Consider the following 13491-nt stretch of genomic DNA (forward strand, 5'->3'; position numbering starts at 1 on the left):
TTAGTTATTGCTCCAATGTGATTTCTCGTAGGCGCTTTGCTCTTCTCTGCTTAGCGGTTGCGAGGAACAACCGCTGCGCACGAAGAAGTCTTCTCTGCCCTCATATTTGGTAAATACCGGTTTACCGCTTTTTGATATCTTGACTCGACATATTTGCGTGTCTTCAACAATAGGGAAACTGATTTTAACATGCGAGATCAATCCAGCACCGATGTATTTCTTGATAATTTCTATGAGGTGCAGTTCAAAGCCATCGATATTGGATTTTGACAAGGTGGTTATATCATCAACTAGGCCTAGTATGTTTTGGTTATCATCCACACCAATAAACAGGTTGCCGCCGTCACTGTTCATAAAGGCGGCAATTGTCTTGGCGATGACGTACTCGAGCTTCTTGTTGACCTCCTTGCTACGCAAGTCATAACGCAAGGTAGACTTGAATTCAACGGTATCGCTTTCACCCGCAAGGATCAGCTCTTGCACCTCCTCGTTGGCAGGCTCCTTGTGTCTGAGATCAATACGTGATTTCAGCTCCTGATAGATTAACTTCGCACGCGCCTGCAAAAAGGTCTCGTAATCGTTGCTTTCAATGCCAAAGCCTTCCAGATCGATAAAGTGGGTTTGCAGAGCTTTGTTGATCTGGCTGTTTTCGTCCTGAAAGTCCGCAATGTATTGCGATGGGGCTTTGGCACCAATCTTGCGCTTATTCAGGTGGTCGCTGACGAAGGTGATGTTTACCAGGCTATTACTATTGAGCACCGTTTTGTTTCTAAGGTAAGCCTTTGGGAAAAAATGATGATAATTTTTGCTGCTTGCTACCTTCAGCCAAGAGTTATCAAGAATGACCTTTCCGTTATCCTGGAAATCCTTCGGTTCTTGATAAGCAAGCAAGCACAGTACAGCCTTGCAATAACTGTTGCCGGCACTGAAGTTCGTATCAATTAATGTCTGAGCCGAATCTAGGTTAACCTTGATATCACTGTAATCGGGCCTTTGACCGCCAAGAATGAGGTCGATACGCTTGATGTCCTGCGCCAGTTTAGACTCCGTTGAACTAGAATAGCGAGATGACAACGAAATGCGCCAAAAGAACTCTTCAAGGTACTTGCGTTGGCTCCCGTCGGGCTTACCCTTGTTCACGTGGAAAAAATAAGCAAAAGGCACCAAAAGCGAGTCATAAGGAAGCAACTGGGAAACAGGAATGCGATAGGTTGTTCGGAAATAATCGATGCTGTCCTTGAGGGCTGAAATTACAGAATCCCAACTATCAATAATACTTTGCTTTTCCAGAGCGAGAATAGTTTTACGCTTGCATTCCTTGGTGCGACTTAACAACAGTGCCAATAAGCTCAGCACCACACTGCTGGATATACCTTCGTATTTAATTTCCTTAAGCTCATTGATGAAACCTTCCCACTTTACCTGCATATCGAAGTTCTGAGGCTCGTCGTAGGTCTTGGCAGACATGATTTCAAACAGGGTCAAAGTTTGTCCACCCGTGTTGATGCGGGTGAACACTTCGATTGCAGAGTCAATATCTTCCTTTCTCAATATGACGGTTGAAAAGTCATAGGTATCGAAGGCTCTGGAATATGCATGGATCTTCTTAAAATTCTCATCGGAGAACCGCTCCTTGATATCGGTCATTCTATCCATGAAATTCAGTACATCGGATAAAGATATAAAATTTTCACCCGTTGGTTCTTCGGTAATTACCTGCTCATCGTTATCATTGATATCAACATCAAGGTTTACCACGATGCAGCCATAGTCAGTAATTTTTTTCTCGCCAACCTTTTGGATGTGCGCCCCAAGATAGGCCGCAAACAGTGAGGTGATTCGCTGCTGCCCATCAAGAACATACTGAACTTTGACGCCGTCTGGGGTGTCGGGAATGTTCAGATTGCCAACGTTCTTTATGTCGTTGATACGTTCGTCTGTCTGCCAAAGAATAAACGTACCGATTGGATAGCCCTTTAAAATGCTGTCTAGCAACTTGGCTGTTTTATCGATGGTCCAGACAAAATCCCGCTGGAATTTCGGGATCTTGATGATGCCTTTCTGTATCTCATTAATGAGGTCAGAATATTTTTTTGAATCGGGTTTGGGCTGTTCAAAGTTCATGTTTATGCTGCCTGATATAGAGCTTGTTCCAGTTGGTTCAGAGCTTGCAAGTATTGTTGCTTGCCGCCAAAGAGTTTGATGATTTCTGTCGGTGTACCGAACCTGTCAAAGGGGTTGACCTTGAGTATCTTGATGTCTTCTATATTCTCGATACCTTCGTCAGCGTATTTATCCAATAGTGCTTCAAGCACCTTACGCGCCTGCTTACCATACTGGGTGAACACATCACGTTTTCTGACTTGCTTAGCACGTTCGGCACGGGCGAGTGGCGGTTGGTCAAAGGCTGTGTGGCAGATCATATCAAAGATATCCATCTCTTTGCCGATGGCTTCTTTCAGGTTTTCCAGCACGATGCCCTGCTCGGTCAGCTCGTCGATGATAGCCTGCTTTTTGTCGGCGCTATGCCATTTATTCAAAAAGTCATTCAGCGTTTGGTATTGCTCGCGCACTTTCTGGCGAGTGTAGTCCTTCAAGCTGCCCGTGATCAGCTTGCCGTTGCCGTCCATGTACTGGATGCGTTCGTTGAGAATGGCGACATTGACACCATTGACATAATACTTGGAGCGCGGTTCGCTGATGATCTCCCCGCCAGTGATAATTTCCGGGGGGTCATTCGGTGGCTCGAAGATGATTTCCTCGCCAGTTTCATCCGTGATGGTTTCGCCTTCAGCCAGTTCTTCTTCGGGTGTCTCAAAATCGTCATCCTCACCTAGTTCTTTGACGCGTACCGGGTCACCGTCGAAATCCGGATCGACAAACAGGTCGGTGACATTGCGAAAATCAAGAATAGTGAAAAAGGTCTTACCGAACTCTTCATTGATTCGAGTACCTCGCCCAATGATTTGTTTAAACTCCGTCATCGATCCGATGTTGCTGTCGAGTACAATTAGTTTGCAGGTTTGCGCATCAACGCCGGTAGTCATCAGCTTTGAGGTAGTCGCAATCACAGGATAGCGCTCTTCTGGATTAATAAAGTTGTCCAGCTCACGCTTACCCTCGTCGTTGTCGCCAGTTATTTGCATGACGTATTTGGGGTTCTGCGCCATAAGGTCACTGTTGGCATTGGCCAGTGCGGCTCGCATACGCTGGGCATGGTCAATATCCACGCAGAAGACGATGGCTTTGTCGAAGCGGTTAGTCTTGATCAAGTACTCGGTGATCTTGTTAGCTACGGCTTCGGTACGCTCGTCAATAACCAGACTCTTGTCATAATCCTTACGGTTATAGATGCGATCATCCACTAATTGGCCGCTCTTGTCGGTTTTACCTGCCTCTGGTCGCCAACCTTCCAGATCGACATTTAAGCCAACCCGCAGTACCTTGTACGGAGCAAGGAAGCCGTCCTGTATGCCTTGTTTGAGCGAGTAAGTATAAATGGGCTCGCCGAAATATTCAGTGCTGGAAACTGTTTCGGTTTCCTTGGGTGTTGCGGTTAGGCCAATGTGGGTGGCGTTTTTGAAATAATCCAGAATCTCGCGCCAGGCACTGTCTTCGGAAGCGCTGCCGCGGTGACACTCATCGATAACGATTAGATCGAAGAAATCCTGACTGAATTCGCGGTAGGCATCCTTGTCTTCATCGTAGTTGGTCAGCCCTTGATATAGTGCTAGATAGATTTCGTATGATTTGTCGATCTTCTTTTGCTTGATAACCGTCATTTTGTCTTTGAAATGGCGGAAGTCACCGCGCCTGGTCTGGTCGATCAAGGCATTTCGGTCGGCCAGAAACAGGATACGTTTCTTAGCCCCGGCCTTCCATAGGCGGTGGATGATCTGAAAGGCGGTATAGGTTTTACCAGTTCCTGTGGCCATAGTTAGCAGGATGCGTTGCTGACCTTTGGCAATAGCCTCTACAGTGCGGTTGATGGCAATCTGCTGGTAGTAACGCGGGCTACGGCTGGTACCATCAAAGAAGTAATCCTGACCACTGATACGCTCAGCTTCTGGCGTAGCGATGCCTTTGTAGCGTTTATAGCGCTCCCATAGTTGTTCTGGCGTTGGGAAGTCGTGTAGTGCAAGTTCGCGCTCGACACTGCCGCTGGCGGCGGTGCGGTCATGCTCATAGAAACCATCACCATTACTGCTGAACACTGTAGGGATGTCCAAAATAGTAGCGTAATCGAGCCCCTGCTGTATGCCTGCCATGACCGAATGCTCGTTGTCCTTGGCCTCAATGATGGCGACAGGGATATTAGGTTTGTAGTAAAGGATATAATCCGCCCGCTTGCGCTTACCACGGGTGGCGAGGTTGCCCTTTACATAGATACGGCCATCGGTGAAGCCAACTTCTTCACGAACCTGCTTCTGCATATCCCACCCCGCCTGTTCTAACGCCGGTGTAATAAACTTGGTACAGATGTCTCGTTCTGATAGATCTTTTTTATTCGTCATTCTAGGGTCGGGTTCCTTTGGACTTCACGGGCTGGTTTTCGCATATAAGCCCTCGCGCATGCGCGCGAACTCATGAGCGTCGCAGGGGGCACAGCCCCCGAATTACACGGATTGTTAGCTACCAACCTTACTCACCAGTAGCGTCAGTTGTTGAGCGCCAATTCCAATGGTAGCTTCCTTGCCGTAGGTAACAGTGAATGAAGGATTTATCGTGCTATCACCAACAGTAACCGCAGCAAACACGCCAGCTGTTTCGTCTTGATTTGGCTTAACTGTGAGGTTATAGCTAAAGCCATTATCAATCGTGATTGATGCCATTTTATCTGCTTCAACTACCATTGTTGGAGAAGCCAGCAGTTTGTCCTGGGAGTACACAGATGAAGATACTTGAAAAGTATCAGCCGCGAAGCATGAAGCCGATGCCAGTAAAGTAGTAACCAGTAAACTTGCCTTAATTTTCATTTTAATTTCCTTATGTAATGTGATGGTGAGAAACAGGTAACATAAGAACACACGAATTACCTTGTAACATCCTAATTCTAAAGAATATTTTTTACAAGTGCGTGTACTATTCGTTATTTACGGGATTAGCGGATCTCGGTATCCCTAGTCTAACTCTCAAGTGACCCCAATTAATCAATTAGTTAGGCTTAAATATCTAAAAAGCAAAGACGCTAGACCCTGAGTTTCGTCAGGCAGAATTGGTTCCTGACAAATTCTCTGCATTTCCTACACCTTGTAGATCAGATGACAAAATATGGAGGTTTGTTTCGAACGCAAACTTCTTCGGAGTAAAAAAAGAGATTGCCACGCTACGCTCGCAATGACGAAATAAGGAAGATTGCTTCGGTCGCAGGCTTCCTCGCAATGACGCAGAGTATTATGGCCTTGTAGTGAGGCTTTCAAGGGATTTTCTGTCAACGGGTAACAATTAGTTGCAACTTTTTATGGTTTTTTGATACAAAACTGCCTACAGATCTATTAAATTGAACACACTTTTTCGTGCACGAAGGCAATCATGAGTATAAAAGAACAATTTATTCAGCTTGATGAGTTTCTACAATCACGCATTATTGGCCAAGAGAGCTTGGTGCATAGGATGATTATCGCTACTTTGGCGGATGGTCATTTACTGGTGGAAGGTGCGCCGGGTTTGGCGAAAACTCGTGCCATTAAGGAGCTTTCAACGGCGATGGAAGGCAGTTTCCACCGCGTTCAGTTTACTCCAGATTTGTTACCGGCGGATTTAACCGGTACTGAGATTTATCGTCCTCAAGACGGCAGTTTCCACTTTCAAAAAGGTCCTCTTTTCCATAACTTCATTCTTGCCGATGAAATTAACCGTGCGCCGGCCAAAGTTCAGTCGGCTTTGTTAGAGGCTATGGCGGAACGTCAAATTACCGTGGGCCGCGAGAGTTTTGAGCTACCGCCGTTCTTCTTAGTAATGGCGACGCAGAACCCTATCGAGCAGGAAGGGACTTATCCGCTGCCTGAGGCGCAGTTAGATCGCTTCTTGATGCACGTTGAGGTGAATTACCCGAATCATGACGCTGAAGCTCAGATTTTAGCGGTAAATCGCCAAGAAGCGCTTTCTGGCGAGCCACCACAAGCCTTAAGCATTAGCCAAGAATCGCTATTCGCGGCGCGCAAAGAAGTCTTAACGGTTCACATGGCGCCGGAAGTCGAGCAGTATTTAATTCAGTTAATTATTGCCACTCGTGCTCCTGAGCAACATGCGCCTGAGCTTGCGAGCTATATTGAATATGGCGCTAGCCCGCGTGCCACTATTGCGCTTGACCGCTGTGCCCGCGCCCACGCTTGGCTCGACAACCGCGATTATGTGACGCCGAGCGATATTCAGGCGATCTTGCCGGAAATTCTGCGCCATCGTATTATTTTAAGTTACCAAGCTGAAGCCGAAGGCATCAGCACCAATGATGTCATCACTAAGCTTATTGATTTAGTTCCAACACCGTAAACGATTAGTGTGTCGATGACTGAATATAGTGTTACTGCCCAACAAGCACGCGAGCACAGCATTGAGCTGAGCTTGGAGCAGCTGATTGCCTGTCAGTATTGGGCTAAAGAAAGTATTCCATTACCGCATAAGAAAACGCGTGCGCACCTCGTCGGCGGGCACCTGTCGCCTTTTAAAGGTCGCGGTATGGAGTTTTCCGAAGTTCGCCAGTATCAGGCTGGCGACGACATTCGCACCATCGACTGGCGTGTGACAGCGCGTACGGGCAAGGTACACACCAAAATTTTCCAAGAAGAACGCGAGCGTCCGGTCTATATCGTCACGGATTTACAGGACACCATGTTCTTCGGCTCTAAAAACCGTTTTAAATCGACATTAGCCTGCTTACATTCGGCGCGGGCTTTTTGGGCGGCTTTTAATAGCGGTAATCGAGTTGCCGGATTATTCAGCACCGCCAATGATCATTTAGAGCTCAAGCCCTCGAATCGTCGCCAGAATGGTTTACGCTTGTTGCAACAAATGATGGAGTTGCATAATCAGCGTCTCGACGCTATTTATCAAGAACACTCCAGTTTTGAGGTCAACCAAAACGCCCTTCGCGATACTTTGTTGCGATTACGCCATTTGGTCAAAGGTGGAAGTCTGATTTATATCTTTAGTGATTTTATGAACCTAAATAGCGAGTGCCAACAGCATTTAACCTATTTAGCGCAACATAATGATATTTATGGCGTTATGATTGCCGATCCGCTCGAATCGACTATTCCTTTGCCTGGCCAATACACCTTAACCGACGGCTTAAGCCATATTCGTATTGATGCCGACAACCGCCGAGACATGCAGCGCCATAAAGAAAGCTTCGAGCAGCGCGTAGCGCAAGTTGCTAACTATTTTACGCAGGCGCAATCGGCTTTTAGACTCTGTAGCACCGAAGATTCGATTACCGATTTATCGCTCGATCCGGCTTTAAATAGCAAAGCGCCAAACAATAAAGCAGCGGGGCTATAAATGATGCTCACGCAATTATCATTACTCGCCACCAGCGCGCAAGAAACTCAAACGGCGCAGTTATTAAAACAGCTACGAGACATACACCAACCCGAGCCCGTTAGTTGGTGGCCACTGGCGCCGGGCTGGTGGATTATTATTGGCTTAGTGGTGTTAATAGCGGCGTTATTTATCATCAAGGCCATTCTTAAGAAACGTCACTATCGTTACGTTCGCTTGGCGGTGAAAGAGCTTAAACAGTTAAAGCAGGCCAATGAAGAAACTCGCTGGTTAGCGAGAAGTCATAATGTCATGCGTCGTTTAAGCTTGTGTTATGTACCAGAAGACAAAATCGGTAGTATGAACCAGCAGGAGTGGCAAGCGTTCTTGCAGGCGACCAGCAAACAGTCACTCAATAATCAGACACTCAGCGAGCAAACGATCAATGCGTTTGCCGACTTGCCTTACAAACCCGCGAATTACAGCGAAACGCTCGACAAAGATGCCATATTGAATGAAGTGACTCAGTGGGCCGAAGGTTTGCCTGAGCATGCCAAACAATGGCTTAACCAGCATCAAACACGATCTAACACCAAGGATACAGTCAAGAGCACGGTCAAGGAGAGCTCAGATGTTTGAGTTTCAGTGGCCTTGGTTGTTATTGCTGTTACCGCTCCCCTTGTTTATCTGGTGGCTTGAAGAACGCAAGCAACGTCGTCAAGCTCTGCGCGCGCCATTGTTTCTTTACTGGAAAATGCAGCGCGAGCAAGGCAAAAAAGTTAAAGGTAAATTTCCTTGGTATAACTTTTTACTGTGGACTCTTTTAGTCTTTGCCGTGGCGCGCCCTACTTGGGTTGGCGATCCCGTCGCGTTATCGAGTAGCGGTCGTGACTTAATGGTCAGCATCGATATCTCTGGCTCGATGGAGATGGAGGACATGGAGCTAAACAACCAAGCTGTCAATCGTTTGGTGGCTGTTAAAGCCATTATGAAAGAGTTTATTAAACGACGTGATGGCGACAGGTTAGGCTTGATACTCTTTGGTGAGCAGGCTTATCTACAAACGCCACTGACGTTTGATTTAAAAACAGTGCAAATCATGCTGGATGAAACCGAAATCGGTCTAGCGGGTTCCTCGAGAACCGCTATTGGCGACAGCATCGGCTTAGCGGTAAAACAGCTTAAAGATCGTAGCGCAAAAAATCGTGTGCTAATTTTGCTGACTGATGGGCAAAATAACACAGGCGTTCTCAATCCACTACAGGCTGCGGAACTTGCCGAGCACGCAGGCGTCACAATTTATACCATTGGTGTTGGTGCAGATAGAATGGTCGTTAGGAATAGCTTTTTTGGCGATCGTACGATAAACCCGTCAAAAGAATTAGATGAAGCGACCTTAACGGCGGTAGCCGAGAAAACGGGCGGCCAATATTTTCGTGCGCGCAACACCGAAGAGTTGGAAAAAATTTACGCCAAACTGGATGAATTAGAGCCAGTGGAAGATATGGATCAAAGTTATCGCCCAAGCAAAGCACTATTTTATATTCCGCTATTAATCGTATTGCTACTGAGCTTTGCGAAAGTTTTATATCAAATTTTGGTGTCACGTCTAGTCCAGCGGACGGAGGCTAATAATGCCTGATCTAAGTCTTTTCCACTTTATACGCCCCTGGGCACTATTATTAATTATTCCTGCACTACTTCTGTTTTGGTTCTATCGTAAGATCAGCCAACAGCGCCAAGGCTGGGCGGCGATTATCGATCCGCATCTACTCGAATGGATAATGCCCCGCTCCGATGTTGGTAAAGCGCGTAAACATTTACCATTTCTTCTGTTAGTGTTTTGGATTATCGCTTGCCTAGCTTTAGCAGGCCCTACTTGGAAGAAAACCCCACAACCGGTTTTTTCGAGTAAAGCCACGCAAGTTATATTGCTCGATATGTCCTACTCGATGGATGCCGACGATATAAAACCGAGTCGCTTAGAGCGCGCGAAATATAAAATTAAAGATTACTTAAAGCTACACAACGAAGGGCTAACGGGATTAGTGGTTTATGCTGGCGATGGCTTTATTTTAAGCCCACTCACGAGCGACAAAGATACCATTGAAAACCTTTTAGGCGCCCTATCGACAAACATTATGCCGCTGCTTGGTAGCCGCCCTGAATTAGGTTTTGAAAAGGCTATCGACTTATTAGACAGCACTGGGTTAGCCCAAGGAAAAATCCTCTGGTTTACCGATGGTGCGGAAGAAGAAAACCTTGAGGCCATTACCGAGCAGTTAGAAGGTACGCCGTATCAAGTTACCGTGTTAGCGCTAGGAACCGAAGAAGGTGCCCCGATAAAACTCTCAAACGAGAAAGGCTTTCTCAAAGATCGAAACGGCAATGTGGTCATCCCTCAGCTCGACTACTCCAAGCTAGAAGCCTTTGCGCGTGAAAATGATGCCTTGTTGACTCCAGTTACTGCCGGTAACAGCGATGTGCAACTAATGGTTGAGGCGACCAGCACTAACACTGACTCCGAGCAACAAGAAAACAAGTTTGCTGACGACTGGTTTGATCTTGGTTATTGGTTAATTATTTTATTGTTACCTTTAGCTTTATTGAGCTTTAAACACCGTGCTTTGCTTGGCTGTCTATGTCTATTCAGCTTCATGGGGTTGACCACACCAACTGCGCAAGCAAATCCTCTAGAGAAGCTCTTCCTTAACGATAACCAGCAAGCTAAAAAGCTACTTGATAAAGATAACCCAGAAGAAGCTTATAGTAAGTTTAAAGACCCTCGTTGGAAAGCCCAAGCGGCATACCGCATGGGCAGTTATGATGCGGCTGAAAGATTATTAAAGCAGTTACCCGAAGATGTTCTACAGGCTGATGATTGGTATAACAAAGGTAATGCCCTCGCCCTTCAAGGCGAGTACGAGCAAGCAATCGAAGCTTATGAGCAAGCATTAGCGCAAGATCCTGATCATCAAGACGCAGAGTATAATAAAGGCGTTGTCGAACAAGCGAAGCAACAACAAGAGCAGCAACAGGAACAGCAAAACCAGAATCAAGATGGTGACGCTGAGCAGAATGATCAGCAGCAAGACTCCGAGCAACAACAGTCGGATCAAGAAAACGATCAAGAGTCAGATCAAGACAGCGAACAACAGCAACAAGATTCTGAGCAGCAACAAAGACAAGAGCAAGAACAGCAAAAGCCCGAGTTAACTGAAGAGCAGCTCAAAGAGCAGTTTAAAGAAGAAGAGAAAGATCAAGAGATGGAGCAGTGGTTGCGTCGCCTGCCTGATGATCCAGGTGGCTTATTGAGACGTAAAATGTACCGTGAGTACCAACGCCGTGGACGCAATCAGCATGTCGAAAAGAATTGGTAAGAGTATATGAGTACAATGAATAGAATTCTAAGTTCTTTATTGATTTTACTGTCACTGCTAGTGTTTGCAGGGACGGCTTTCGCCAAAATAACCCTAACACTCGATCGCTCGGAAATACGAGCACACGAAACGTTTTTTCTACGGGTACAAGTTGAAGATCCTGCTACCTTAAACGCCGGCATTAACCTAGATTTTCTACCTAACGACATCCAAGTTCGAGCTCGCCAAGAGTTTAATAACAGCATTATTATCAACGGCCAATATCGCTCACAAATGGGTTGGGATTTTGAGTTGTTGGCTGAGAACGCTGGAACTTTTACCATTCCAGCGTTAAGTATTGGTGCTGAACGCTCTAAACCTTTCACTATTCGCATCCTGCCTGAGGAATCTGGTTTTGATAATCCGGACAGCGCTAAAATTAAACTTAGAGCGAACCTCAGTGACGAAGAAGTTTACGTTCAGCAACAGCTGATTTTTACAGTGCGTATTTATCGCTCTGTGGTCACTAGGAATCAAAACATCACCCCTATTCGCGTGACCAATGCGTTAGTTGAGCAACTAGGGGATAATAAAACTTTTAACTTTATTAAAAACGATAAAAGTTTCCGTGTTATCGAACAACGCTACGCGATTTTCCCACAACAAAGTGGCGATATGGTGATTGAGCCAATCACTTATAGCGCAACGATCTTGGACGATAGTAATAACAGCTCGCCTTGGCAGCGCTCACAATTAAAGCCGATTAGTTTAAGCACTCAGAAATATACGGTAAAAGTTAAGCCGAAGCCTGAAGGTGCTGCCGAGCCTTGGCTTCCAGCTTCTAGCCTAGAGCTCACTGCAGAATGGCAACCGAATAATCAAACCTTTACCGTCGGTGAGCCAGCACAGTTAGACTTTATCATTAAAGGCTCTGGCTTACTCAAAACTCAGCTGCCTACAGTGACCTTTCCTATGCAAGACGGTATTACTATTTATCGAGATACTCCACAATATCACCAACGTTTTAATCGATTTGGCGTAAACAGTTACCACTTGGAAAAAGTGGTGGTTATACCAAGTAAGGCTGGTGAAGTTAGCTTGCCAGAGATTAAAATACCTTGGTGGAACGTGGAAACAGACCAGCAAGAGTTCGCTACATTAGAAGCGAAAACGATCCAGGTCGCTAGAAGTCAAAAACAGGTTACGCAAAATACTCAACAAGCCGTAGTTCCAGAGCAACAGAAACCCGCTATCGAACAGGCTAAAAAGCAAGAAGATAAACAACAGCCTGTTACTACAGATTCTTCAGAAGGTCATGATTACTGGAAATATGCTAGCATCATTCTCGCCGTGATCTGGTTGATGACGCTTCTCCTGTGGTTTATCAAGCGTAATCGAAAAGCAGTAGCAAACGATCTAAGCTCGCAGAACTCACATACACGCGCTATCGATGAGACACCGTCCCACCTTAAAAGCATTATAAAAAGTGCAGCTGCCAATAATGCTAAGTCGACGGAAAAGCGCTTAAACAACTGGTTAAAAAGTCAGGCAAATTTAAGCCATGTAACAAACATTGTCCAACTTGAGAAGTATTGCCGCCAAACTGAGCAAGATCCACTCGCTAATGAACTTCAAGACCTTCAGCAGGCTCTTTATTCAGCCGACTACCAAAAGCCTTGGAACGGTCAGGACTTGGCCCGACTATTGCCAACGCTAGAGCTGGATAAAAATATTGATAAAAGCCAAGGCTTACCCGGGCTTTACGAGTCCCGCGATTAAGCGCGGATTGGCATGTTTGGCAAGGGTTGGTACAATGCCAACCTAAAATTTCGACCATCAGAACATAGGTATTACTATGGATTTCTCACAAGCTAAAGCTTTAATTAGTGGCGGCGCTTCTGGGCTAGGTTTAGCCACAGCAAAGCACGTTATCGCCAACGGCGGAAAAGTTGCACTTCTAGATATCAATGAAGAACAAGGTAACAACGTAGCCAAAGAACTTGGCGACAACGCTATTTTCATCAAAACAGATATCAGTAAAGAACAAGATGTAGACAGTGCCGCCGACAAAGCCGCTGAGTTTATGGGTGGGATTAATCTTGCTGTCAGCTGTGCTGGTGTATTAGGTGCTGGCTTGATTCATAGCAAAAAAGGCCCAATGCCTGCCGACTATTTTCAAAAAGTTGTCGATATCAATCTAGTGGGGAGCTTCTTGTTAACTCGCGCTGCTTCGCGCCATATGCAAGAGAATGATGAAGTGAATGGTGAACGTGGTGTTATTATCCATACCGCTTCTATCGCCGCTTACGAAGGTCAGATAGGCCAGACAGCTTATTCAGCGACTAAGTCAGCCATTGTGGGTATGGTATTACCGTTGGCACGTGAGTTTGCTCGCATCAAGGTTCGTGTTATGGCTGTGGCGCCAGGTGTATTCGAAACGCCGATGATGGAAAAGATTACGCCGGAAGTGTGCGAACAAATTGCTGCGGGTATTCCTAACCCATCACGCTTCGGTACTACTGAAGAGTACGCGAAGCTGGTTCAGCATATTACTGAGAATGCTTACCTTAACGGCACAACTATTCGTTTAGATGCTGCCGCTAGGCTTCAATAGCGCCCGTTAGTTTTAGCGCTATTGCACTAAAAAAGCACC

General features: G+C 46.0%; 10 protein-coding genes. 7 read left to right on the forward strand and 3 right to left on the reverse strand.

The window, feature by feature from the left end; genetic code table 11:
* The 3 genes from DL796_RS01010 to DL796_RS01020 all read right to left on the reverse strand — a co-directional run bounded on the left by DL796_RS01010 (position 1) and on the right by DL796_RS01020 (position 4976).
* Complete coding sequence (locus tag DL796_RS01010) at positions 1 to 2124, reverse strand: GmrSD restriction endonuclease domain-containing protein (protein WP_110199119.1); 2124 nt, start codon at positions 2122 to 2124, stop codon at positions 1 to 3.
* A 2-nt stretch (positions 2125 to 2126) separates the two neighbouring features.
* Positions 2127 to 4514 (reverse strand): EcoAI/FtnUII family type I restriction enzme subunit R, encoded by a 2388-nt coding sequence (gene hsdR / locus DL796_RS01015; protein ID WP_110199121.1) that lies wholly within the window; start codon positions 4512 to 4514, stop codon positions 2127 to 2129.
* Between the two features lie 114 nt (positions 4515 to 4628).
* Positions 4629 to 4976: a hypothetical protein gene (locus DL796_RS01020; RefSeq protein WP_110199123.1), complete on the reverse strand. Its 348-nt coding sequence runs from the start codon at positions 4974 to 4976 to the stop codon at positions 4629 to 4631.
* Positions 4977 to 5532: 556 nt separating this feature from the next.
* On the opposite strand from DL796_RS01020, the gene DL796_RS01025 reads away from it, so the two are divergent.
* The 7 genes from DL796_RS01025 to DL796_RS01055 all read left to right on the forward strand — a co-directional run bounded on the left by DL796_RS01025 (position 5533) and on the right by DL796_RS01055 (position 13452).
* Entirely contained in the window at positions 5533 to 6492 is a 960-nt protein-coding gene (locus tag DL796_RS01025; RefSeq protein WP_110199125.1) for an AAA family ATPase, read from the forward strand.
* A gap of 15 nt (positions 6493 to 6507) precedes the next feature.
* A complete protein-coding gene (locus DL796_RS01030) occupies positions 6508 to 7500 on the forward strand; it encodes a DUF58 domain-containing protein (RefSeq protein WP_110199127.1) in 993 nt (330 codons plus the stop codon).
* On the forward strand, positions 7501 to 8118 hold the full coding sequence (locus DL796_RS01035; protein ID WP_110199129.1) for a DUF4381 domain-containing protein: 618 nt from the start codon (positions 7501 to 7503) through the stop codon (positions 8116 to 8118).
* The gene (locus DL796_RS01040; protein WP_110199131.1) at positions 8111 to 9121 is read left to right on the forward strand and encodes a vWA domain-containing protein; all 1011 of its coding nucleotides are present in this window, start codon (positions 8111 to 8113) and stop codon (positions 9119 to 9121) included. Before DL796_RS01035 ends, DL796_RS01040 begins: the two co-directional genes overlap by 8 nt.
* A complete protein-coding gene (locus DL796_RS01045; RefSeq protein ID WP_110199133.1) occupies positions 9114 to 10859 on the forward strand; it encodes a VWA domain-containing protein in 1746 nt (581 codons plus the stop codon). Before DL796_RS01040 ends, DL796_RS01045 begins: the two co-directional genes overlap by 8 nt.
* Before the next feature lie 15 nt (positions 10860 to 10874).
* Entirely contained in the window at positions 10875 to 12617 is a 1743-nt protein-coding gene (locus DL796_RS01050) for a BatD family protein (protein WP_170114194.1), read from the forward strand.
* 76 nt (positions 12618 to 12693) lie between these two features.
* A complete protein-coding gene (locus DL796_RS01055) occupies positions 12694 to 13452 on the forward strand; it encodes an SDR family NAD(P)-dependent oxidoreductase (RefSeq protein ID WP_110199137.1) in 759 nt (252 codons plus the stop codon).
* Positions 13453 to 13491: the final 39 nt, after the last annotated feature.

Origin of the sequence: Kangiella spongicola, from assembly GCF_003194565.2 — a bacterium.
GTDB lineage: Bacteria > Pseudomonadota > Gammaproteobacteria > Enterobacterales > Kangiellaceae > Kangiella > Kangiella spongicola.